Genomic DNA, 26,217 nt, shown 5'->3' with positions numbered 1-26,217 from the left:
AAAGCTTAATTATTAAACTTTGCGACCTTTGCGCTTTTCTTTGTGCCTTTGCGGTTAAATCAAAATGTCAACAAATAAATAGTTTTTGTTAAAAAAGTATTGACTGAATAAAAAAATATCTTCTATATTCGTAAAACTATAATTTTATCTTTCATTTACTAATAAGATTTCAAAGCAGTTTTATGAGCGAAACTTCTACTAAGGGCATTTGGAAAGTAATTTCTGCCTCTTCTATGGGCACCATGATCGAGTGGTACGATTTCTACATTTTTGGCAGCTTAGCCGTTGTTATTTCAACAAAATTTTTCCCCAGTGACAATCCCACTGCAGCATTTTTATCAACTTTAGCCACATTTGCAGCCGGATTTGTGGTACGTCCGTTTGGTGCTTTGTTCTTTGGAAGGCTTGGAGATATTATCGGCCGAAAATATACTTTTATGGCTACTTTATTATTAATGGGGGGCTCTACTTTTTTAATTGGCTGTATTCCAAGTTATGAAACGATTGGATTTTTAGCCCCTTTATTAGTTCTAATTTTACGTTTACTTCAGGGACTTGCTCTTGGAGGTGAATACGGTGGTGCTGCTACTTATGTTGCAGAACATGCTCCAGCCGGTCAAAAAGGATATTGGACTTCCTGGATTCAGACTACTGCTACAGTTGGTTTGTTTATTTCTTTAATGGTTATTCTTGCTACAAAAAGTGTACTTTCCGCCGAAGACTTTGATTTATGGGGATGGCGTGTTCCGTTTTGGGTTTCGGTTGCTATGGTTGGGGTTTCTTATCTTATTAGAAAAAACATGGACGAATCGCCTGTTTTTGCAAAAGCTAAGAAAGAAGGAACGACAAGTACAAACCCTTTAAAAGAAAGTTTTGGAAACAGATACAATTTAAAGTTTGTTTTATTAGCTTTATTCGGTGCTACAATGGGACAGGGAGTTGTCTGGTATACGGGGCAATTTTACGCTATGAGTTTTATGAAAACGGTCATGAATATTGATTCTTCTCAGGTAGATGAATTATTAGGAATCGCCCTTTTGATTGGAACTCCTTTTTTTATTATTTTCGGATGGCTGAGTGATAAAGTCGGTCGAAAATACATTATGATGTTTGGAATGCTTCTGGCTATACTATCATACAGACCGATTTATAAAATGATGTATGATACTACTGATATCAATAAGAAAACTGAAATTGTAGAAATACCACAAGTTACAACTGAAAAAAAGGCTGATGGCAGCTCTGTTGCAACTACTGAAAAAAAATATACAGATGGTACATCCGTGGTAGAGAAAAAAACGTACATAGACCGAAAAGATGCTCAAACCAGCATTTCAATAACAATTAATTCAAGCGATAAATGGACTTTAATTTTCTTAGTTTTTATTCAGGTTATCTTTGTAACGATGGTTTATGGTCCTATTGCCGCATTCTTAGTCGAAATGTTTCCAACTAAAATCAGATATACTTCTATGTCATTACCCTACCATGTTGGAAACGGAATTTTTGGAGGTTTACTCCCTGCTATTTCTACTTATTTTGTATCTCACGCCAAAACAGCCGGCAAAACAGATTTTTATCTTGACGGATTATGGTATCCTATTATTATTGCAGGAATCTGCTTTGTTATTGGAATGATTTATATTGACAACAAAAACGAAACTACTCACCTTTAAAATTTAAAAAATGAATGCGATTAAACAAGTTTTAGGGGCTTTATGGATTGCTTTAGCGGCTGCAGCAGCTTATTTCTGTGTATTTGAATTTGGTTTACCTAAATTGCTTTCAGAACAACAGGACGATTTAGTATTTGGTGCAATTATTCTCTTTATACTGACTCCGCTTATTGTTATGGGATTGGGAACTTTCGGATACTATTCTCTAATTGGAGAATACAATAAAAAGAAATAAGAAAAACAATTTGAAGAATTAGAAAAGGGCTGTCTGCAAACAAGCAGAACAGCCCTTATCGTTACTAACCTAACCAATTTTTAATCTGTAAGATTTATTTTTAAATCTATTTTTTAATAAACTTCATTACCTGAGTTTTATTATTTTCATCAGAAGCTTTTACAAGGTAAAATCCTGTCTGTAATTCGCTTACACCAAATTGAGAATCAGCAGTTCCATTGGAAGTAAAACTTTTTACTAATTGTCCCGAAACTGAATAAATCTGAACTTTTGTAAATCCTGCATTCAGAGTAAAATAATCTGCAACCGGATTTGGATACAAACTCACCAAACTTCCTCTTTCAAAATCATCTATAGCTAAATTCGCAACTTTATTTCCGTAAATTCTATAATCTCCCGCAGGCAGATTTATAGGAGCAGTTACATCTGTTACAGTTATAGTAGTGTTGTCCATCAAATTGTACCAGGTTCCTGTGTAAGGAAAACCTGTCGCAACGTTTTGAGCAGTTGTATCAAAATTGGCTAAAATCAAAACATCTTTTAACTGAGACGAAGACAAATTAGCATCGGTTATTTTGATATTTACAATTTTAGAATTTGCATTTGTTATCGTTGATGTTCCTGAGAAAACCGGCTCAGTTTTCTTAAGTGTGATCATTTTTGCCCAATCGTTATAAATTTTATTACGATTTGAATCTCCCAACCAGTTTTCTACCCATTGAGGCTGAGGCTTTGTATCCAGCTTACAATCTCCCGGAGTGGTAGTAGAAGCATCATTTACTGTCCCGTTATTACAAGTATAAATAGAATCGTCCATACCCAACTCCCCAAAATGCCAGATCATTTTTGGTCCCGGAACCAATAATGAAACCGCTCCAATTGCAGACATTCTGGATAAAGCTGTATTTAATGTCTTTACATTATAAGTACCATTTGTTGCTCCATATTGTACATTTTTATACATAAGTCGCTCTTCATCATGACTTTCTGCATAACCAATTAAACGGCTAGTTGTAAATCCTCTGCTTGCACTTGACATTCTGGTAATGTTACTTGTGTAACCCATTGACAATTCATTGTAAGGATCTGTCATTTTTCCCCACATCATAACTCCTTTACTTGGCGATTCTGTCACTCTGTAATCTGCCCATTGTTTTTCTTCTGCATCTGTTCCCAAATGCTCAAAAATAGTGTAATGAGTAGGATCTAAACTCCAGGAATAATCTGCATATTTTTTTAAAATATCTACTCTGTCCTGCTGATAAGCATTTGTACAAGACTCGTCTGACGCTGTACAGTTTTGTGTAAATCCTTTCGTCAAATCCCAGCGGAAACCGTCAATTTTGTATTCCTCAATCCATTGTTTGATTACTCTTTCTACATAATATTGTGTTTTTGCTGACTGATGATTAAAATCTTCACCTACACTATAACTGTGTTTAGCTACTGTATTGAAGTAAGGATTCTCAGTAGTAGGCGAACCAAAACCATCTCCGTCCGGATCGCTCATCCACATTCTTACCATTGGATTTCTTCCAAAAGCATGATTTAATGCAACGTCAAGAATTACTGCAATTCCGTTTTGATGACATAAGTCAATAAACTCTTTCAACTTATCCGAAGTTCCATAAAATTTATCCAAAGCCATATGAAATGAAGTATTATATCCCCAGCTTTCATTGCCTTCAAATTCCATTACCGGCATCAATTCTATGGCATTTATTTTAAGATTTTTAAAATAATCTATTCTGTCAATCAGGTTTTGATAACTCTGGCCCGCATCAAAATCACGAACCAAAACTTCATAAACAACCAGTTTTTCTTTTTCCGGTTTTACAAAATTGGTAACCTGCCAATTATATGGAGACTGTCCTGTTTTTAAAACAGTAACCTCAAAATTTTGCCCTGCCGGATACACTGGCATATTTGGATATTTTGATGAAGGAATAGAAGGATCATCATAAGGAGACAAAACCAAAGTTGAGTATGGATCTGCTATTTTTACCATTGATGGTGAATTCGCCAGCGGAGTTGTATCTACTACCCAATACTGATAAGTGTTATTTACTCCTGAAACCAATCCTGTCAATTCCAGCCAGAATTTTCCGGAAACCGGATCCTTTTTCATCGCATAAGCCGATGTTGGCTGCCAGTTATTAAAAGTTCCTGCGACATACACAAAGTCTTTTAAAGGCGCATCTAAAACCAAAGTTGCCTTTGTAGCATCTGTTGCATTGTAATTAATTCCGTCGACTAACCCCGTTGGCATAGCCTCAGAAACTGTATTCGGATTTACCACAACCGCAAATTTCTTAGAAACAGTAGTAGTTCCTTGTGTTGCAATCAATTCATAAGTCTGATTCCCTGTAATGTTTGTATGTGTATAAGAATAACTGGAAGTACTTGCGTTTGTATTGATCGTTGTTCCGTTCGACTTTAAGGTATAACTTCCTGCTCCTCCTGTATTTGTTGCAGTAATAGTAAAATTTGATCCTGAATTAATCACTGAAGTACTGTTTTCAACCGGAGCTGCTAATGTTACCTGAAACGCACCTACATTAAGAAAAAAATCAGTACACGACGGAGCTAATTTTAAAGTCTGAGAACCGTTGGCATTTCTAAATACAATTCCCATTTTAGTTGCAGCAGTTTGCTGTCCTGATGTCAATGCAAAATAGACACTGGGCGCAATTGTGATGCTCCAGGTACCGTTTGCATTTTTCGTCATTAAGCCCACACCATCGTCACTGCCCCAATTCCCTTTAGTGGTCTGCCATGGACTTGCATCTGTACCTATTCCGGCATGCATATATACTTTTGTTGGATTCGCCCCCATTGTATTACAGGTACTTGATATAAATGAAGCCGTAATAGTAATGGGTTCATTTACCTGAAATACAGCCGGAGAAACTGTTATCTGTTGAGAGTTAGCAACAAATGACAAACAAAAGAAAAATAATAGTAAAGTTTTTTTCATAATAATGTTGGTTTACTGGTTAGTTAGTCTGATTAAAAAAGGGCTATCTGCAGATAGCCCTTTTCTTAAACCACATTAAAGCTAGTCTAATGTTATTTTTTTCGCACCATTATCAATTGTTAATACTCTTGGACCAGTTGGACCAGTGTATTTAAAGTTGCTGTCTCCATCATTCGCATTAACTAATTCATCATCTATAGTATAGCCTAAACTTGAATAATGAGTGTAATTATTACTCTTATCCCAGTTACCATTACTTGTGAAATTGTTTCCTAAAAACTCTCTGAATGCTTCTCCGCTTTTAAGAACAATTGTAACTTGATACACATCTGTTTTACCAACAACTAGTGGAAATTCTGTCTCAGCATCACCATCCCAAGACCATCCGCCCGGTGTTGCAGCTCCAACTAACCAGTGTGAAGTTGCTAACGGAGTATGATAAGGTGTAGCTTTAAATGTATAAAAATTTGAATATTGAGCTTCTGCTCCAATACCTACGGTAGATTTAATACGAATATCAACACTATTTTCTTCTTTTTCAACAAAACCACCATTAACTAAAGCAGAATTTAGCTCTGCAACTGTTAAGGCTTTGTAACGTGCAGTAGTAGTAGTTACAGCAACTGGTGCGGCAAATTTTGTTCCTGCTTTTGCAATTTCGATAGTGTAATTTACAACAGTTTGTGTACCATCGTATTTAGCATCGTCCCACACTACAGTTGTAGCAACGTTATTTTCTGTTTCTTTAGTAAGAACAATATTAAAGTCATTTTGAGGAGTTAATAGGACTGGTTCTGTAACCGGAGTAATTACTGGTCTGTTCTCCACATCATCTGCATTACACGACACTGCTAAAACGCTAATGAATGCAACTAAAATTTTATATATATTTTTCATTTTCTTAATTTTTATAAGGTTAGTTAGTATCCTGGATTTTGTTTTAAAGTTGGATTAGCCTGAATAGCTGTTGACGGAATTGGCATTAGATCTCTGAAAGAATCTGTAGAACTACCATTTTTAACTCCGCCTTTCCACTGCCAGATTTTAGATCCTCCTGTGAATTTACCAAAACGAATCAAATCAGTTCTTCTGTGGCATTCCCAAAACAATTCTCTTGCTCTTTCATCCAAAATAAAGTCAAGTGTTAAATCTGAAGTTGAGACAATTCCGGCACCAGCTCTTAATCTAATTTTATTTACATAACCTAATGCTGTCGCAACATTCCCTGATGAAGCTCCTCTAAGTGTCGCTTCTGCATACATTAAATACACATCTGAAAGTCTGTACATAGGAAAATCTGTGTCTGGAATATCAGTTCTTTGAGCAGCTGTTCCGTCAGAATTTAAATTAGAATATTTAGTAACTGCATATCCGTTTGTAAAAACACTTGCATCGGTAACGTCCAAAGTTTGGCCGTTTGTATAGAAAGTACCTCTTTTATCTCCAGAAGCATCTACATCCGGAAACAATTTAACAAACTCTGGTCTGGTTCTTATACCTGCCCATCCTCCGTTCATTCCTTGTTTTCCAGCATCCATACTGCCTCCAATAGAAGCGTGAAGAATAAAACTCATCCCTCCACCTGTTGCTCTAATTGCATTACCATCTCCAATAACAGGGAAGATAACTTCTGTCTGAGCTCCATTTCTATCATTATTAGCCGCAAATAAATAATTGTAAGGAACATTTGCAAAAGTATAGCCAGATCCAGTTATAATATCATTACAGACAATTGCTGCGTCATTAAATCTTTCTGTTCCGGTATACACTTTCGAGTTAAGATAAATTTGCGCCAATAAAAATTTTGCTGCAGTTTTATCTACTCTTCCATACTCATTTGTTTTTGAAGCTGCTAAGCCAGCATCAATATCTTTCAATTCCGATTCTATGTAAGCAAAAACTTCTGCTCTCGTTTTTTGTTCTGGGTAAAATAAACCAACAGGATCTTTTTCTGTAGTAATTGGCACATTTCCAAACAAATCCATTAAATTATAGTATGAAAAAGCTCTTAAAAAACGGGCTTCAGCTCTAAAAGTTGCTACTTCAGCTTTCAAATTTGAATCAAAACCTCTTTCAGTTAATTTTTCATCTGTAGTTTGTCGCAAAAATTCATTTGCAACACTAATTTCATAAAAAGCTCTTGAAAAGATTCCATACAAAAATTGATTGCTCGGGCTCCATCTTTGCATATTTAATGCTGGTAAACCATCGTCATTCCAAGCTACAATAGCCTCATCAGTTGGAAATTCCTGCGTAACAAACATAAGTCTTAAGTAACTGCTAAAATCACCACCTAGTCCAGAGATATCAGGCATCCCATCTCCATCATTCCCTCCTACATACAAACCTGCATATAATTTTGCCAAGACTTGTTTATAAGAAGTCGGATCTTTAAAAAAGTCGTCAGAAAGAAACTCATCATCATCCTTTGGCGTCACATTCAAATCGTCCGTACACGAAGTCAGTGTCATACTTAATCCTAATATGAATAGGAGAAAATAAGATATATATTTAAATGATATTTTCATTTTGTTTAATTTTAAATTTAATTTTCAATCTACTATTAGAAATTAGCGTTTACCCCAAACAAAAATGTTCTTGGTCTTGGATAGACATTATTGTCTATACCATTAAATTTCTCAGGATCCAAACCATTATATTTTGTGAGAACAAAAACATTTTGAACTCCGGCAGTAAATCTAAGCGAAGCAGCTTTTAATAATGTTTTATCAAAAGTGTACCCTAATACAATATTATCCAACTTGATGAAAGAAGCATCTTTTACATAATAATCTGAATAGTTACGCTGTGTACCGTTTGAATTACTTTCTGTAGTAAAACCTGTATTATAGTAATCTGAACTAACATTCGATAAATCAGATTGTCTTCTTAAACCTGCTTCTGCATAACCTAAATTTGAACTTACGTTGTCGTAGATATAGTTGTTTAAACTTGCTCTCCAGTTCATTGTAAAATCAAACTTTTTGTAATTTACAGTTGAGAATAATCCAAAAGTATAGTCTGCAGTAGGTTTATGGAATTTGTAACGATCTGCATCAGTTATAACTCCGTCGCCGTTTCTATCAGCAAAAGCTCCCTGAATTGGTCTTTTGTTAGCATCGTACAATTGCTCAAATACAAAGAATGAATTTGGCGCATACCCTTCTGAATGAATTAAAACCTGATTTCCTGATCCTCCGGCAATTACATCTCCTGTAATATAACCCTGAAATCCTGGAACAGAAACTCCCAAATTCGATATTTTTTGATCGATGTACGTTGCATTAACCGCAAGATTCCAAGTTAATTTATCATTCTTAATAATATCGGACTGCAAATTAAATTCGACACCTTTAGTTCTTACGCTTCCTACGTTATTATATCCTTTATTTCTGATATTTGCTCCATCCGGAACTGGAATTTCAGCCAAAAGGTCGCTTGATTTTTTATCAAAATAGTTAACAGTACCTGTAATTCGATCATTAAGGAAACCAAAATCAACACCAAAGTTCATCTCTGCCAATTCTTCCCATTTAATATCAGGATTATATCCTTCCGGTCTTGCTGCTCTATAAATTACACCATCAAACATGTATTGTGTGTTGATAGTACCTAAAGTTACTCTTCTTAAGTAATCATATTGTGGTCCAATATCCTGTTGTCCTGTTGTACCGTAACCTGCTCTCAATTTCAAGCTTGAAAGAGTTTCATTATCTTTTAAGAATGATTCCTCTGCTACATTCCATGCTAAAGCAGCTCCTGCAAAATTACCCCAACGGTTTTCCTTAGAAAATCTAGAAGTTCCGTCTCTTCTGTAATTTACTGTAAGTAAATATCTGCTATCATATCCTAAATTTACACGTCCAAAAAACGATTGTAAATTAACATCCGGATCTGTTGTAACGTCTTCTTTAGGATTAGGCTCTCTGGTTTGACCAGAATCGTAACCTTCTCTTTCAAACATTTGGTAGTTATATCCTGCTGTTGCATCAATTTTAAATTTACCTACATCTTTAGTGTAATTAAAATAAGCATTCAGGTTTTTATTCTGACGGCTATCTGTATAATGAGTATAGCCTCCATAATTTACCCAGTTTCCTTTATCAAATAAATTTGGCTGATATCCTAAAGCACTTAGCGTACTAACTTCAGTATAACCATTACTGTTAAATTTATCTATACCTGCTTCTACAACAGCTCTTAAATCTTCAAAGAAATGAAGTTTATAATCTAATCTAATATTACCCCATTTTCTTGTAGAAGTAGATCTTCTATTATCCTGGTTTAATCTTGCTACAGGATTTCTTGCCGGTAACAATGGCAGGTTACCACTAGGCTCTAACCATTCGAAATATCCTCCATAACGAGAATTTGCATCATAAACCGGTTGTGTCGGATCAAATCCAATTGCACTTCCAATTACACCACCTTCATCCTGGAATTGATTTTTACCAAATGCAATGTTTCCATTAATATCAATTTTTAAATGATTATCAAATAAAACCGGGTTTAACGATATCGATGTCGTAGTTCTTTCAAAAGAAGTATTTCTTAAGATTCCTGGATTATCAACATTTCCGACAGATAAACGCACTGGCAATTTATTAAATAAAGAACCACTTACAGATATATTATTGTTTGTTGTTAGAGCTGTATGAAAAATTTCATCCTGCCAATTAGTATTTGCTGTACCCAACAAAGCTTTTTGTGCAGCTGTTCCTTTTTCGTTTACAAATGCACGAAACTGATCTGCACTCATTACATCAACAGTATTAGCAACAGTGTTGATACCAATCTGAGAACTAAAGTTTACTTTAATGCCACCTTTAGATCCTTTTTTAGTTGTAATTACAATTACACCATTTGCTGCACGAGAACCATAAATAGCTGCGGCAGACGCATCTTTAAGAACAGTAAAAGATTCAATATCATTAGGATCTATAGTAGACAAGATACTTGTTGAACCATTTGGGACAGCATTACTCATTGGTAGTCCGTCAATTACAATTAAAGGCTCATTTGAAGCACTTAAAGAAGATCCACCACGAATTCTAATATCTGCTTTCGCACCCGGAGCTCCTCCTCCAACTACATTTACACCCGAAATACGTCCGCTAATTAAACTTTCTGGCGTAACGTTAATTCCTTTATTAAAATCTTTTGCTGCAATTTGAGATACAGATCCTGTAGCGTCTTTTTTCTTTACAGTTCCGTAACCAACCTGTACTACAACTTCTTTAAGTTGATTAGTATCTTCTTCCAAGGATACGGCTAAGTTTTTTTGACCATTAAATACAATAGTCGATGTTTTGTATCCAATAAATGAAACCAAAATTTTGTCTCCATTTTTTAGATTTGGCAACTGAAATTTACCATCAAAATCAGTAGAAGTACCAGTTGTGGCACCTTGTACATTTACATTTACTCCCGGTATTGGCTGACCCGTGGCAAGATCAGTTACTGTTCCGGTTAAAGTGCTTTGAGCTAACACTGTAAACGGAAGCAGAAGGAATAAAAATAACAACTTTTTGTAAATTGTTTTCATACTTTTTGTTTAAATTAGTTTGAGTTTGTGAATGTTAGTTAAGTTTTTAATTTTACTTCGAATTTCAAAATTATGAATTTATTAACACGCTCAACAGGAGGCAATTTTTATTGGTTTACGAAAACGTGGTAGTGTTGAAAACTTTCTATTTTTTGTAATCTTTTAAGTCAAAAATTGTCAATTATAAAAATTTCAGATACCTTTATTATTAATTAGATTTTTTTGAATTCACGCCATGAAACGTAAAATAACCCTAAAACAGATTGCAAAGGAACTCGATGTCTCTATTTCAACTGTCTCAAAATCACTTAGAAACAGTCTCGAAATTGGAGAAGAAACCAGACTAAAAGTTCAGGCTTTTGCAAAGTTTTACAACTATAAACCAAACAACATAGCCCTCAGTTTAAAAAACCGAAAAACCAAAAGTATCGGTATTATTATTCCGGAAATTGTGCATTATTTTTTCTCTACTGTAATCAATGGAATTGAACAGGTTGCTAATGAATATGGCTACAGTGTAGTGATTTGTGTTTCTGATGATTCTTTCGATAAAGAAGTATTAAACATGGAAATGTTAGCCAACGGAAGCATCGATGGTTTTATCATGTCTCTTTCTAAAGAAACGCAGTTTAAAGGCGACTTTCACCATATAACAGAAGTGATCAATCAGGGAATGCCGGTTGTTATGTTTGACCGCGTAACCAATGATATTTTATGCGATAAAGTAATTATTGATGATAAAGCAGCTGCTTACGAAGCCGTTCAGAGTTTAATCGATAATGGCAGAAAAAAAATCGCACTGGTTACCACCGTTGATTATGTGAGTGTTGGAAAACTACGAACTGATGGTTATGAAAAAGCTTTATTAGATAACGGATTGACTTTCAATGAAGATTTAATTATTAAAATTGAAGATGTAGATACCTGCGAAATTACCATCAGCCAACTTTTGCATGATCGTGCTTTTGATGCCGTTTTTGCAGTAAACGAGCTTTTTGCAGTAACAATTATCAAAACCGCATCAAAAATGGGACTAAAAGTTCCGGAAGATTTAGCCGTAATTGCTTTTACTGACGGAATTATCTCCAAATATTCTACACCAACTATTACAACAGTGAGTCAGAGCGGTGAAAAAATGGGGAATAAAGCAGCTAAAATGCTCATAGAAAGAATAGAAGCCGAAGAAGACGATGACGAAGAGCACAATGAGAATTATACAACTGAAGTTATAGAAACGCATCTCATTAAACGAGAATCTACTGACTAATTTTCTAAAAATCAATACTTTCTAAAGCTGTAAAAAATATTTATGACTTTTTTATTAGCATAAATAAAAAAATAATTTATAATTTTACGCCCGTCAAGGCTTTTAGTTTTACTTCGAAAGAAACAAAGTTTTGATAAGCAAAGCGCTTATCGTATAATTTTCAAATTACGATAATGGAAAAGCGTAAATTAAGTTTCTGGGAAATTTGGAACATGAGTTTCGGTTTCTTAGGAATACAATTTGGTTTTGCACTGCAAAACGCAAATACTTCAAGAATTTTTGAAACCCTAGGTGCTAAAATAGACGAAATCCCAATTTTGTGGATTGCTGCGCCTGTTTCAGGTTTAATTATTCAGCCCGTTATTGGTTATTTCAGCGACAGAACCTGGACTCGTTTAGGCAGACGACGCCCTTATTTTTTAATTGGAGCTATTTTGTCTTCATTGGCTTTGTTCGTAATGCCCAACTCTCCAACTTTATGGATTGCTGCGGGAACTTTATGGATAATGGATGCCTCGATCAACGTTTCAATGGAACCTTTTCGAGCTTTTGTAGGCGATAATTTACCTGACCATCAGCGTGCTTTGGGATTTGTTATGCAGAGTTTTTTCATTGGTACAGGTGCCGTTGTTGGTTCTGTTCTGCCTTATCTTTTCACAAATGTTTTTGATGTCAGTAATGTTGCGCCTAAAGGAATTATTCCGGATGCCGTAAAATGGTCGTTTTATATTGGAGGAATCGTTTTTCTGCTTTCTGTTTTATGGACCGTTTTTAAATCAACCGAATATACTCCCGAAGAACTTCATGCTTTTGAAGCTAACAGCAAAAAAGACTCAGAAAGCATATCAAATTCTGAAACAGAATCCGGTGTTTCTACAAAAAAACAATTGTTTTTAGGAGTATTGTTTGTTGGTATCGGAGCATTAATTTCATTTTTAATTTTCGAAAACAGCCTGGCAAAAGAACTTTACATTCTATTTATCGGTCTAATTTTTATGGGCGTTTTATTTGTAATTGCATCACAATTGCGAACAAAAAAAGTTCAGAATGGTTTTACCATAATCATGACCGATTTATTGAATATGCCAAAAACAATGCAAAAATTAGCCTGGGTTCAATTTTTTTCCTGGTTTGCGCTTTTCTCCATGTGGATTTATACAACTCAAGCAGTTACGCAGCATATTTTTGGAACTACAGATACAACTTCGAAAACCTACAATGATGCTGCCGACTGGGTTTCTGTCTTATTTACCGTTTATAATGGAGTTGCAGCAGCCGTAGCTTTCTTATTACCGGTTATTGCAAAAAAAGTAGGCGTTAGAGCAACACACTTATTAGCCTTGTGTGCTGGAGGTGTTGGTTTAATTTCAATTTATTTCATTGGTGATAAACAAATGCTGATCCTTCCAATGTTGGGAGTTGGTATCGCTTGGGCAAGTATTTTATCAATGCCTTATGCCATGTTATCCGGAGCTTTGCCAGCAGCAAAAATGGGCTATTATATGGGAGTTTTTAACTTTTTCGTAGTAATTCCACAAATCGTAGCCGCTACAATATTAGGATTTGTAATAAAACAATTCTTTAATAATGAACCTATTTACGCTCTAATAATTGGAGGTATATCAATGATTTTCGCAGGATTATTGACTCTTAGAGTAAATAGTAAAACTAAAATTGAAATCCATGAATAATAAAAAAGCATTTATCTTCGATCTTGACGGAGTGATCGTAGATACCGCTAAATACCACTTTTTAGCCTGGCAGAAAATTGCCAAATCGTTAAATATAAATTTTACACATGAAGACAACGAACTTTTAAAAGGCGTAAGCCGTGTTCGTTCGTTGGATATTATACTTGGATTAGGAAATGTTCAGGCTTCACAAGAAGACAAAGACAAATGGCTGATTCAAAAAAACGAAGATTATTTATCTTATTTAGTTGACATGGATGAAAGTGAGGTTCTTCCAGGAGTTTTAAAAATTCTAAAACTATTAAAAGATAAAAACCAAGGAATTGCATTAGGCTCTGCCAGTAAAAATGCAAGACCTATTTTAGAGAAAACAGGAGTTCTGTCTTACTTCGATGTTATTGTTGACGGAAATGATGTCAGCAATGCAAAACCAGATCCTGAAGTTTTCGTAAAAGCGGCTCAATTATTACATATTGATCCAAAAAATTCAATTGTATTTGAAGATTCTGTTGCCGGAATTCAGGCAGCAAACATCGCAGAAATGGTAAGTGTGGGAATTGGTGAGGAAACAATTTTACATGAAGCTAACTATATTTTTAAAGATTTTACCCAAATCACAACAAGCTTTATCGAAGAGTTAATTGGATAATTAGAAAATGTGTCAATGAGATAATTAATCGCACTGACAAATATTCTAATGCTGCAATTACTCAAATGAATGTAAAAAAGTTATTAAAAAACCCAGGCAATTATCTAATTATCAAATTGCCGTATTTTCTAATTGAAAGAAAAGATGAACCAAGATTATATAAAACCAGACAATTGGTCTATTATTGAAGAAGGATTTGATGCGGAGAGAGTAAAATCTTCTGAAAGTCTTTTTAGTATCGGGAACGGCGCTATGGGACAACGCGCCAATTTTGAAGAAACATATTCAGCTGAAACTTTTCAGGGAAGTTATATTGCCGGAATTTATTATCCGGACAAAACAAAAGTGGGCTGGTGGAAAAACGGTTACCCAAAATATTTTGCCAAAGTATTAAACGCTCCAAACTGGATTGGAATTGACATTGAAATCAACGAAGAAAACCTAGACTTAAACAGCTGTACAGAAGTTAGAAACTTCCGCAGAGAGTTGAACATGAAAGAAGGATGGTACAACCGTTCTTTTGAAGCAGTTCTAAAAAACGGAACTGAAATCGCAGTAAACGTTCGTCGTTTTCTTTCGTTAGATTTAGACGAAGCCGGAATCATTAAATACGATATTACACCTTTAAATAAAGATGCAAAAATCGTTTACAAACCTTACGTTGACGCTGGTGTAACCAATGAAGATGCGAACTGGGAAGAAAAATTCTGGGAACCGCTTGAAGTAAAAAAAGGCACAAACGAAGCTTTTGTTACGGCTCAAACGTTTAAAACGCATTTTAAAGTTACGACTTTCATGCACAATACGATTTTGGCAAATGGAGAAGACATTCATGTTTCGCCATCGACAATCGATTCAACTACAGATAAAGTTCAGTATACTTACGGAACTATTATTGCAAAAGGACAAACCTCATCCATTCAAAAAATTGGAGGTTATACGGTTTCTCTAAACCACGAGAATACTTTGGCTGGAGCCGAAAAAGTAATCAAATCTGCTGTTGCTTTAGGTTACGAAAAACTGCTTCAAAATCAAATTGAAGCTTGGGCAAAAATCTGGGAAATGTCAGATATTACAATTGAAGGCGACGTAAAAGCACAACAAGGAATTCGTTTCAACATTTTCCAATTGAACCAAACGTATTCAGGAAAAGATTCCCGTTTAAATATCGGACCAAAAGGATTTACTGGAGAAAAATACGGCGGATCGACTTATTGGGACACTGAGGCGTATTGTATTCCGTTTTACATGGCTACGAAAGATCAGCAAGTGGCGAGAAACTTATTGACGTATCGTTACAATCAATTGGATAAAGCAATTGAAAATGCTAAAGACAATTTAGGTTTCAAAAACGGCGCTGCATTGTACCCAATGGTGACGATGAATGGTGAAGAATGCCACAACGAATGGGAAATCACACACGAAGAAATTCATAGAAACGGAGCGATTGCTTTTGCGATTTACAATTACAACCGTTACACGGGAGATTACTCTTATATCCCAGAAAAAGGTTTAGAAGTTTTAATCGGGATTGCTCGTTTCTGGCATCAGAGAGCTTCTTTCTCAAAAGATAAAAATCAATATGTAATTCTTGGAGTTACGGGTCCAAACGAATACGAAAACAACATCAACAATAATTTTTATACCAATTACATTGCAAAATGGTGTATTGATTTTGCTGCTGAACAAATCGAAAAAGTGGCTTCAGAATATCCTGCAGATCACAAACGCGTTCTTGAAAAAGTGAATCTTTCTTCAGAAGAAATTAAAGAATGGAAAAAAGTAGCAAATGACATGTATTTCCCTATTTCTGAAGAACTTGGAATCTACTTACAGCAAGACGGTTTCTTAGACAAAGATTTAGTTCCGGTAAAAGATTTAGATCGTTCACAACGTCCAATTAACCAAAAATGGTCTTGGGATCGCGTTTTACGTTCGCCATACATTAAACAAGCTGACGTTTTACAAGGTTTTTATTTCTTCGAAGATCATTTCTCTAAAGAAGAATTAAAACGCAATTTCGAGTTCTACGAATCATTTACAGTTCATGAAAGTTCGCTTTCGCCTTGCGTGCACTCGATTCAGGCTGCAGCTTTAGATAAAATGGACATGGCCTATACATTTTATTTAAGAACTTCCCGTTTGGATTTGGACGATTATAATAAAGAGGTTGAAGAAGGTTGTCATATCACGTCAATGGCCGGTACATGGATGAGTATCGTGGAAGGCTTTGGAGGAATGCGTGTTAAAAATAATAAGCTTCATTTCTCTCCAAAAATCCCAAAAGAATGGAAAGGATATTCTTTTAAAATTAATTTCAGAAACCAAATTTTAAAAGTAGCTGTAAATCAAAACGAAACAACATTTACTGTTGACGGCGATCAGGATTTAGATATCGTCGTAAACGGAAAAACAATAACGGCCGGGAAACTCGCTCAAATTAATTAAATTACAATACTCTAAAAATCTAAAAACATGAAAAACTTATTTTTCGCAAGTTTAATTTTGTTTGCGTTTAGCACTGTTGCAAAAGCGCAGCAATTAAAATCACCCGAAGGCAAGTTCGTAATGGAATTTTCTCTTCAAAACGACGGAACTCCAGTTTACAATTTAAAGTACAAAAACAAGGAAGTTATCAAAACCAGTAAACTTGGTCTTGAACTTAAAGATGACAAAAAATCTTTATTGAACGACTTTACAATCGCTGACACAAAAACTTCCACTTTTGATGAAACCTGGAAACCAGTTTGGGGAGAAGTAGATCACATCAGAAATCATTATAATGAATTGGCTGTTACTTTAAATCAAAAAGGAACAGACAGACAAATCGTTATCCGTTTCCGTTTATTCGACGACGGACTTGGATTTAGGTATGAATTCCCGGCGCAAAAAAATCTTACTTACTTTGTAATCAAAGAAGAAAGATCACAATTTGCGATGACTGGAGATCATACTGCTTTCTGGATTCCAGGAGATTATGACACACAGGAATACGATTATACAAAATCGAAATTATCTGAAATTAGAGGTTTATCTGAAAAAGCATATACAGCAAACGTTTCTCAAAAATCTTTTTCGCCAACAGGAGTTCAGACTTCTTTGATGTTAAAAACTGCTGACGGAATCTACATCAACCTTCACGAAGCAGCTTTAATTGACTATTCTTGCATGCACTTGAATTTAGACGATAAAAACTTGATTTTCGAATCCTGGTTAACGCCAGATGCAAAAGGAGACAAAGGTCACATGCAAGCGCCAAATCACTCTCCTTGGAGAACGATTATTGTAAGCGATGATGCAAGAGAAATTCTTTCATCAAAAATGACTTATAACTTAAACGATCCATCTAAGATTGAGGAAACTTCCTGGATCAAACCTGTAAAATATGTTGGTGTTTGGTGGGAAATGATTACAGGAAAAAGCTCTTGGTCTTACACTAATGATTACCCAACGGTTCAATTAGGTGTTACTGATTTCTCAAAAGCAAAACCAAACGGAACGCACGGAGCAAACAACGCTAACGTAAAAAAATACATTGACTTCGCTGCTGCAAATGGTTTCGATGCCGTTTTGGTTGAAGGTTGGAATGAAGGCTGGGAGGACTGGTTTGGTCACTCAAAAGATTATGTTTTTGATTTCTTGACTCCTTACCCGGATTTCGACGTAAAAGGTCTTCATGAATATGCAAAATCGAAAGGTGTTAAAATCATCATGCACCACGAAACTTCAGGATCTGTTCGTAACTACGAGCGTCATATGGATGCAGCGTACAAATTCATGAACGATAACGGATACAATGCTGTAAAAAGCGGTTATGTTGGAGACATTTTGCCAAGAGGCGAAAACCATTACAGCCAATGGATTGTAAACCACTATCAATACGCTATCGAAAAAGCAGCTGATTATAAAATTATGGTAAACGCTCACGAAGCGGTTCGTCCAACAGGAATTGCTAGAACCTATCCTAACTTAATTGGAAACGAAGCAGCAAGAGGAACTGAATACCAAGCTTTTGGAGGTTCTAAACCAAATCACGTTACTGTATTGCCATTTACACGTTTAATTGGTGGTCCAATGGATTATACTCCGGGAATCTTCGAAATGGATATCAGCAAAATGAATCCTGAGAACAAATCGCATGTAAACAGTACATTGGCAAACCAATTAGCATTATATGTAACTATGTACAGTCCGTTGCAAATGGCTGCTGATACTCCGGAAAACTACAACCGTTTTCCAGATGCTTTCCAATTCATTAAAGACGTAGCTGTTGACTGGTCTGAAAGTAAATATATCGAGGCTGAGCCTGGAGATTTTATTACGGTTGCACGTAAAGCAAAAGGAACAAACAACTGGTTTATTGGAAACGTAAACGGAGAAACGGCGCGTACATCAAACATCGATTTCAGTTTCCTTGAAAAAGGTAAAAAATACACTGCAACAATTTATGCTGATAAAAAAGATGCGCATTACAAAACAAATCCGCAAGCTTATAGTATCAGGAAAATTGCTGTAACAAATAAATCAAAATTATCTCAGTTTTCTGCTCCGGGCGGAGGATATGCAATTAGCATTATAGAAAACGAATAATTTTTTCAAAGACAAGTAATTTCCCCCTAGATTACTTGTCTTTTTTTTAAATTGCAAAAAGCTTATCCTAACAGGTTTCAAAAACCTGTTAGGTATTATATCAGGTCAGTCCTGCAAGGTTTACAAAACCTTGTAGGTCTTTCTAAAGCTTTACTCAATTTATACCTACAAGGTTTTGGAAACCTCGCAGGGAATCGAAACTAACACCTCTTAAGATGAATTGTAAGTCAAAATTTCTATTTCTTCTGATAATAATTTTCTCAGGAATTGACAGCTATGCTCGGGAAAAAGCCATCGTTAAATATGACTACCTATTATATCTGCCAAAAGAGTATTCAAAAGAAACTAAGAAATATCCACTTGTAATTTACCTTCATGACGGAGGCCAGAAAGGAAATGATTTAAGTAAACTCAAAACATATGGTTTACCTTATTTGGTAGAAAAAGGTCAAAATTTTGATTTTATAATTGCTTCGCCTCAATGTCCGGATAATAAATACTGGTCAACTGAAAATTGGTTCGAAACATTATATGCAGATTTAGAAGCAAAATATAGAATCGATAAAAGCAGAATTTACATAACAGGAATTAGCATGGGCGGTTATGGAACGTATATAACAGCTTTAGATTTCCCTGATAAATTCGCAGCAGTTGTAGCCCTTTGCGGCGGTATTAACGACAGCGATTTAACAAGAGTTTGCAATCTCAGTAAAATTCCGATTTGGGCTTTTCACGGAACTGCTGATGATAAAATCCCATTTAGTGAAACGGAGAGAATTGCGAAAGGTTTGGAATCATGCGAAACCAAAAACAATTCAAGTTTACCCGTTTAGAAAATGAAGGTCATGAAATTCAGTATTTATACGAAACAAAACCTGAAATCTATAAATGGATGCTTGAACAGAAAAAATAAAAAATACAAACTATGAAAAACCAAAAAACATTTATATATAAATTAATCCTCTTGGTTTTATTGTTTTCCGCTTCCGCGAAAGCGCAAATCCAAAAAGTAGAACCGCCATTTTGGTATGCAGGAATGAAAAATTCGGAGCTGCAGATTATGTTCTACGGAAAAAATATTGCTCAATACGAAACTTCGGTTTCTAATAATGTTGCGATTAAAAATGTAGAAAAAACAGAAAATCCAAACTATCTTTTCGTAACCATAGACACAAAAGACGTAAAAGCTTCTGAATTGGTTTTCTCTTTCAAAAACAATAATAAAGTTGTCTTTAAACAAAAATATGTTCTTAAAGAAAGAAGAGCCAATTCTGCCGACAGAAAAAGTTATGATGCGTCGGATTTGATTTACTTAATCATGCCGGATCGTTTTGCTAACGGAAATCCGAAAAACGACAGCGATGCTTCTTTAACTGAAAAAGGAAACCGTCAAGACCCAAGCGGACGCCACGGAGGAGATATCGAAGGAATTATTAAAAACTTAGATTATATTTCTTCTCTTGGTGCAACTACAATTTGGAGCACGCCTTTATGCGAAGACAACGACAAACAGCATTCGTACCATACTTACGGACAATCGGACGTTTATAAAATCGACCCGCGTTACGGAACGAATGATGATTATGCTCGTTTATCTGCAGAAATGCACAAAAAGAACATGAAACTGGTTATGGATTATGTTACCAATCACTGGGGAATTACACACTGGATGATGAAGGATATTCCAACAAAAACATGGTTCAATCAATTTGAGACATTTACACAAACACATCACCGTCGTGAAGTAATTACAGATATTCACGCTTCAAAAATCGATCAGGAAGTTTGTGTTGACGGCTGGTTTGTGCCTTCAATGCCAGACTTGAATTTAAGAAATCCTCTTGTTGCAAAATACTTAACGCAAAATGCCATTTGGTGGATCGAATTTGCCAATCTTGACGGATTCAGAGTAGATACTTATAACTATTCAGATAAAACAGCAATGGCAAATTGGGCAAAAGCCATTACAGACGAATATCCGAACTTTAATATTGTTGGAGAAATCTGGATGCATAATCAGGCGAATTTAGCTTTTTGGCAAAAAGACAGTAAAATTGGCGCTATCGAAAATTACAATTCGAATCTTCCAAGTGTAATGGATTTTACGCTTCAAAGTCAGATTACTTCAGCTTTCAACGAAAACGAACCAAGCTGGGACAACGGATTGATTAAATTTTACAACAATTTCGCAATGGATTTTTTATATCCAAACACCAATAATATTTTAGTTTTTGCCGAAAATCATGACACAGATCGTTTGAATCATAACTTTAAATATGATTTACCAAAATACAAACTGGCGATGACTTTGTTGGCAACGGTTCGCGGAATCCCACAGATTTATTATGGTTCAGAAATTGGAATGGGCGGTGATAAAGGTAAAGGCGGAGATGCCGATATTCGTCAGGATTTTCCAGGCGGATGGAATGGCGATAAAAACAATGCTTTCACCAAAAAAGGAAGAACTACCGAGCAAGCTGCTTTCTTTGATTTCAGTGCCAAATTATTCAATTGGAGAAAAACTAACGAAGCCGTTCATTTCGGAAAAATGACGCATTACATTCCAGAAAATAACACTTATGTATATTTCAGATATACAGATGCTAAAACGGTAATGGTCGTTTTCAATAACAATGCAAAAGAGCAGGTTGTAAAAACAGCTCGTTTCAAAGAAAACATCAAAAACTACAAATCCGGAAAAGATGTTATCACAGGAAAGACATTTGATTTAGCTTCTGAAATTACTTTAGAACCAAAATCAGCTTTGGTTTTAGAATTGGAATAAAGCTTTAATTTAAACACATAGAGACATAGTTTTTCTAACTGAATAAAAGGCGTTTCACTTGTTTAAAAAAACATAGTTATATCAACGTAAAACTATGTGTTAATGACTAGTCATTTTTTTCTAACTTTTTAGACAAAGAAAAATCTATGATTCTATGTGTTTAAAATTTTATTGCCACAGATTAACAGATTATCCCAGATTCAAAAAATCATTTTAATCTTGTAATCTGTGGCTTTTTTTTCAACATGATCTATGTCTAAAAAATTCCTAAATAATGAAAAAATACTCTTTCCTTTTTTTATCTTTAGTATACTTAACATTGAGTTGTTCTGGCTCAAAATCAGTTACAATGAATAACGAAAATACTTCAAAAACACCTTTCGTTTGGGAAGGAGCAAATATTTATTTTTTACTTACAGATCGTTTTTACAACGGAGATACTTCAAACGACGTCAATTTTAACCGAACCAAAACTCCCGGAAAACTACGCGGATTTGAAGGTGGTGACATCATCGGAATCACAAAAAAAATCGAATCAGGATATTTTGAAAAACTAGGAATCAATGCCATTTGGCTTACGCCAATTGTCGAGCAGATTCATGATGGCGTTGATGAAGGAACTGGGTTGAGCTACGGTTTTCACGGCTATTGGGCAAAAGACTGGACGGCTTTAGATCCGAACTTTGGAACAAAAGAAGACTTGGCAAAACTCGTAAAAAAAGCCCACGAAAAAGGCATCAGAATAATTTTGGACGGTGTAATCAATCATACTGGCCCAGTGACACCAGAAGATCCCGTTTGGCCTTCAGATTGGGTTAGAACCGGCGTTGTCTGCGATTATAAATCTTTCGAAAATACTACTATGTGTACTTTGGTTGAAAATCTTCCGGATGTAAAAACCGAAAGCACTCAAAATGTAGAATTGCCTCCTTTCTTAATCGAAAAATGGAAAAAAGAAGGCCGTTATGAAAAAGAAATTGCTTCGCTTGACGAATTCTTCAAAAGAACGAATTATCCAAGAACGCCAAAATATTACATCATAAAATGGCTTACAGATTATATTACAGAGTTTGGAATTGACGGTTATCGCGCTGACACTGTAAAACATACCGAAGAAGGCGTTTGGGCAGATTTCAAAAAAGAATGCGACTATGCATTCGAAACCTGGAAAAAACATCATCCTTTACAAGTTTTAGATCAGAATCCGTTTTATACCATTGCTGAAGTTTACGGTTACGGAATCAGCGGTGGGCAGGATTATGATTTTGGAGACCGAAAAGTCAATTATTTTCAGAATGGTTTCAACAGCATGATCAATTTTGAGTTTAAATGGAATGCCGCACAAAATGATTATGAAGGTTTATTTTCTAAATATTCGAATGCTTTGAATAATGATTTAAAAGGATATTCGGTTTTAAACTATATGTCTTCACACGATGACGGACAGCCTTTTGATGCTAACCGAGTAAAAGGTATAGAAGCAGGAACTAAATTGTTGCTTTCTCCGGGAATGTCTCAAGTGTATTACGGCGACGAATCAGCACGATCTTTGGTTATTGAAGGAACTCAGGGCGATGCCACTTTACGTTCGAATATGAATTGGGAAGATATTCAAAACAATCCTGAAACACAGAAAACACTTTTACATTGGCAAAAATTAGGACAGTTTAGACGAAATCATCCTGCTGTTGGTGCTGGTGTTCATAAACTGATTAATCCGTATCCTTATACTTTTTCCAGAACATTTACAAAAGGTTCTTTTACAGATAAAGTCGTTATGGGAGTAGATTTACCAAAAGGCAGAAAAGAACTTCCTGTTGGCGATATCTTCCCAAACGGAACAAAACTAAAAGATACTTATTCAAATCAGGAAGTCGAAGTTATTGATGGAAAAGTGATTATAGACAATGATTTTGATATTGTTTTACTCGAACTGATCTAAAAGTTTAACCGCAAAGGTCGCAAGGGAAAATCGCAAGGTTCGCAAAGATTATAAAAAACTTTGCGACCTTTGCGTAAAACTTTGCGACCTTTGCGGTTAGAAAAAACACTGCAAAATGCTAAAAATTGCACATCGAGGCGCCAAAGCCTACGAACCTGAAAATACTTTGCAAGCTTTTCAAAAAGCCTTAGACTTAAATTCAGACGGAATTGAACTTGATGTTCACTTAAGCTCTGACGGGCATATAATCGTAATTCACGATGAAACCATCGACAGAACCACTAACGGAAAAGGTCTAGTCAGTAGTTTTTCTTTAGCTGAATTAAAATCATTTTTAATTGATGGAAAACATCAAATTCCAACTCTAAATGAAGTTTTTGATTTAGTAAACAAAAAATGCTTAATCAATATCGAATTAAAAGGTTTAGGAACTGCACCTAAAGTTGTTGCATTAATCGAGGAATATATTACAGCCACAAACTGGAATTACAATCATTTCATCATTTCAAGTTTCGATTGGAACATGTTGGAAGAAACATCAACTTTAAATTCAAACATACCAATTGGTGTTCTAACAGAAGAAGATTTAGATAAAGCTTTGGTTTTCGCCGAAAAAATAAAAGCAAAAGCGATTCATCCTGATTTTCAATTATTGAATGCGGATAATGTAAGCGAAATGCAGAAGAAAGATTTTCTGGTTTTACCTTGGACGGTAAATAGCGAAGAAGACATTCAAAAAGTAAAAAGTTATAAAGTAAACGGAATTATCTCTGATAATCCAGACAAAATATAAGAATAGCCACAGATTACACAGATTAAAAGGATTTTTATCTTTTGCCACAACCCGAGCGATAGCGAATAGGCGAAGCAATTACACGAATTTTCACGAATTAATTTATTCGTATTTAAATTTGAGAAATTTGTGTTAATCATTTTAATCTGTGGCAGAAAAAATTAGTGTCAATTAGTGTAATTCGTGGCAACCAAAAAAATATATGATCAAAAATTTCGACATAATCATCGTTGGCGGAGGTGCCGCCGGTTTTTTTACTGCGATTAATATTGCAGAGAAAAAACCGAAACTGAAAATCGCCATTTTAGAAAGAGGAAAAGAAGTGCTTTCTAAAGTCCGTGTTTCCGGTGGCGGACGATGCAACGTTACACACGCTTGTTTTGAACCTAATGAATTGGTTAAATTTTATCCCCGAGGCGAAAAAGAACTTCGAGGACCGTTTCATCAGTTTTGTTCAGGAGACACTATCGAATGGTTCGAAAAACATGGTGTTGAATTAAAAATTGAAGAAGACGGCAGAATGTTTCCAGTTTCTAATTCTTCTCAAACGATAATAGATTGTTTCTTGAAAGCAACCGAAAAACTAGGCATAAAAGTATTGACAGGTCAAAGCGTTCAGTCTATTTTCAAAAAAGAAAATCATTGGAAAATTGATACTCAAAGTGACAATTTCGCCACAGAAAAATTGGTAATGGCTACAGGAAGCAATCCAAAAATATGGGAAATGCTTCAGGAACACGGACACGCCATTGTTAGCCCTGTCCCTTCCCTATTTACTTTCAATATCAAAGATTCTCGAATTAAAGAATTGCCAGGCGTTGCTGCACAAGTTACTGTTCATGTAAAAGATACTAAACTAGAATCTATAGGACCTTTGTTAATTACGCATTGGGGAATGAGCGGTCCGGCAATCTTGAAACTTTCAGCTTGGGGCGCTCGTATTTTGCATGATAAAAATTATCAGTTTACCATTTTTGTCAATTGGTTAAACGATGTTGATTTTGAAGATGCCGAAAAAATCCTGAAAGATTTAAAACAAGAACACGCTAAAAAAGCCGTTTCTAAAAAATCGCCTTTTGACTTCCCGAACCGTTTATGGGAAAGTTTAGTTCTGGCTTCAGGAATTGATTCAGAAACCAAATGGGCTGATTTATCTAAAATTCAATTGCAAAATCTGACTTCGCAATTAACCAAAGCCGAATTTAAAGTAAACGGAAAAAGTACTTTTAAAGAAGAATTTGTAACGGCTGGAGGAATTGATTTAAAAGAAATCAACTTTAAAACCATGGAAAGCAAAATTCATGAAAACCTTTATTTTGCTGGTGAAATTGTAAACATAGACGCTATTACAGGCGGATTTAATTTTCAGAATGCCTGGACAAGCGGGTTTATTCTGGCTCAAAATATTTAATATAAAATGAAATTTAAAGGAATTATTTTTGATTTAGACGGAACTTTAGTCAACTCATTACACGACATTTCAGATGCGATGAACAAAGTACTTACCGCTCTAAGTTATCCAACACACGATTACGATACTTATCAATATTTTATCGGAAGCGGTTTGCGAAATCTGGTTAGCAAAGCTTTGCCAGCTACAAACAATTCTGATGATGAAATCGAAAGTTGTTTTGAGTGTATGGTTGATGAATACACTAAAATCTGCACGTTGAAAACAAAACCGTATGACGGAATTGTTGAACTGCTAGAAAAACTGACTTCACAAAACATCAAAATGGCCGTTTTTTCTAACAAAGCAGATGAATTGACTAAGAAAATTGCAACAGAATTATTTCCAAAACAATTTGATACAGCGGTTGGTTTGAGCACAGAGGAACTGAAAAAACCAAATCCGTTTGAAGCGATTGAGATTAGCAAAAAATGGAATTTAAAACCAGAAGAAATCCTTTTTGTGGGCGATTCAGATATTGATATGAAAACGGCTGTAAACGCCAATATGTTTCCTGTTGGGGTAACTTGGGGTTACAGAACAGAAGATGAATTGAAAAATAGTGGTGCAAAAGTGGTTATAAACAATGCTTCGGAATTAATCGAAATATTGTAAAC

At 35.3% G+C, this 26,217-nt stretch carries 17 protein-coding genes; 13 read left to right on the top strand and 4 right to left on the bottom strand.

The annotated features are described in order from the left end of the window. Window positions 1–182: 182 nt before the first annotated feature. Entirely contained in the window at window positions 183–1,676 is a 1,494-nt protein-coding gene (locus tag HYN56_RS07300) for an MFS transporter (RefSeq protein WP_109191575.1), read from the top strand. 10 nt (window positions 1,677–1,686) lie between these two features. Continuing rightward, window positions 1,687–1,911 carry a DUF6814 family protein gene (locus HYN56_RS07295; RefSeq protein WP_109191574.1) on the top strand — a complete coding sequence of 75 codons (225 nt, stop codon included), beginning with the start codon at window positions 1,687–1,689 and terminating at the stop codon, window positions 1,909–1,911. Window positions 1,912–2,017: 106 nt separating this feature from the next. Here HYN56_RS07295 and HYN56_RS07290 read toward each other — a convergent pair whose 3' ends face one another. From HYN56_RS07290 to HYN56_RS07275, 4 genes are all read right to left on the bottom strand, one after another. Next, on the bottom strand, window positions 2,018–4,888 hold the full coding sequence (locus HYN56_RS07290; RefSeq protein ID WP_109191573.1) for an alpha-amylase family glycosyl hydrolase: 2,871 nt from the start codon (window positions 4,886–4,888) through the stop codon (window positions 2,018–2,020). An 81-nt stretch (window positions 4,889–4,969) separates the two neighbouring features. Continuing rightward, window positions 4,970–5,785, bottom strand: a complete 816-nt coding sequence (locus tag HYN56_RS07285; RefSeq protein ID WP_109191572.1) for a SusE domain-containing protein — start codon at window positions 5,783–5,785, stop codon at window positions 4,970–4,972. Window positions 5,786–5,808: 23 nt separating this feature from the next. Continuing rightward, the gene (locus tag HYN56_RS07280) at window positions 5,809–7,416 is read right to left on the bottom strand and encodes a RagB/SusD family nutrient uptake outer membrane protein (protein WP_109191571.1); all 1,608 of its coding nucleotides are present in this window, start codon (window positions 7,414–7,416) and stop codon (window positions 5,809–5,811) included. Between the two features lie 35 nt (window positions 7,417–7,451). Continuing rightward, window positions 7,452–10,433, bottom strand: a complete 2,982-nt coding sequence (locus tag HYN56_RS07275) for a SusC/RagA family TonB-linked outer membrane protein (protein WP_109191570.1) — start codon at window positions 10,431–10,433, stop codon at window positions 7,452–7,454. A gap of 235 nt (window positions 10,434–10,668) precedes the next feature. Here HYN56_RS07275 and HYN56_RS07270 point away from each other — a divergent pair, with 235 nt between their 5' ends. The 11 genes from HYN56_RS07270 (at window position 10,669) to HYN56_RS07220 (ending at window position 26,215) form a co-directional block, all read left to right on the top strand. Beyond that, window positions 10,669–11,700, top strand: a complete 1,032-nt coding sequence (locus tag HYN56_RS07270; protein WP_109191569.1) for a LacI family DNA-binding transcriptional regulator — start codon at window positions 10,669–10,671, stop codon at window positions 11,698–11,700. A gap of 173 nt (window positions 11,701–11,873) precedes the next feature. Beyond that, entirely contained in the window at window positions 11,874–13,391 is a 1,518-nt protein-coding gene (locus tag HYN56_RS07265; protein ID WP_109191568.1) for an MFS transporter, read from the top strand. Then, on the top strand, window positions 13,384–14,040 hold the full coding sequence (pgmB, locus tag HYN56_RS07260) for a beta-phosphoglucomutase (RefSeq protein ID WP_109191567.1): 657 nt from the start codon (window positions 13,384–13,386) through the stop codon (window positions 14,038–14,040). Before HYN56_RS07265 ends, pgmB begins: the two co-directional genes overlap by 8 nt. Before the next feature lie 144 nt (window positions 14,041–14,184). Continuing rightward, entirely contained in the window at window positions 14,185–16,488 is a 2,304-nt protein-coding gene (locus HYN56_RS07255; RefSeq protein ID WP_109191566.1) for a glycoside hydrolase family 65 protein, read from the top strand. Between the two features lie 27 nt (window positions 16,489–16,515). Beyond that, window positions 16,516–18,630, top strand: a complete 2,115-nt coding sequence (locus HYN56_RS07250) for a glycoside hydrolase family 97 protein (RefSeq protein ID WP_109191565.1) — start codon at window positions 16,516–16,518, stop codon at window positions 18,628–18,630. Window positions 18,631–18,845: 215 nt separating this feature from the next. Next, window positions 18,846–19,463 carry a carboxylesterase family protein gene (locus HYN56_RS07245; protein ID WP_205727649.1) on the top strand — a complete coding sequence of 206 codons (618 nt, stop codon included), beginning with the start codon at window positions 18,846–18,848 and terminating at the stop codon, window positions 19,461–19,463. A gap of 92 nt (window positions 19,464–19,555) precedes the next feature. Further along, window positions 19,556–21,415, top strand: a complete 1,860-nt coding sequence (locus HYN56_RS07240) for a glycoside hydrolase family 13 protein (protein ID WP_109191564.1) — start codon at window positions 19,556–19,558, stop codon at window positions 21,413–21,415. A gap of 274 nt (window positions 21,416–21,689) precedes the next feature. Next, window positions 21,690–23,357, top strand: a complete 1,668-nt coding sequence (locus HYN56_RS07235; RefSeq protein ID WP_109191563.1) for an alpha-amylase family glycosyl hydrolase — start codon at window positions 21,690–21,692, stop codon at window positions 23,355–23,357. Window positions 23,358–23,472: 115 nt separating this feature from the next. Continuing rightward, window positions 23,473–24,150, top strand: a complete 678-nt coding sequence (locus tag HYN56_RS07230) for a glycerophosphodiester phosphodiesterase (RefSeq protein ID WP_109191562.1) — start codon at window positions 23,473–23,475, stop codon at window positions 24,148–24,150. A gap of 202 nt (window positions 24,151–24,352) precedes the next feature. Beyond that, window positions 24,353–25,561 (top strand): BaiN/RdsA family NAD(P)/FAD-dependent oxidoreductase, encoded by a 1,209-nt coding sequence (locus HYN56_RS07225; RefSeq protein WP_109191561.1) that lies wholly within the window; start codon window positions 24,353–24,355, stop codon window positions 25,559–25,561. A gap of 6 nt (window positions 25,562–25,567) precedes the next feature. After that, the gene (locus tag HYN56_RS07220; RefSeq protein ID WP_109191560.1) at window positions 25,568–26,215 is read left to right on the top strand and encodes an HAD family hydrolase; all 648 of its coding nucleotides are present in this window, start codon (window positions 25,568–25,570) and stop codon (window positions 26,213–26,215) included. The last annotated feature ends 2 nt before the right edge of the window (window positions 26,216–26,217 follow it).

Source organism: Flavobacterium crocinum (assembly GCF_003122385.1).
Classification (GTDB): domain Bacteria; phylum Bacteroidota; class Bacteroidia; order Flavobacteriales; family Flavobacteriaceae; genus Flavobacterium; species Flavobacterium crocinum.
This window is presented reverse-complemented; position numbering and strand designations above follow the sequence as displayed.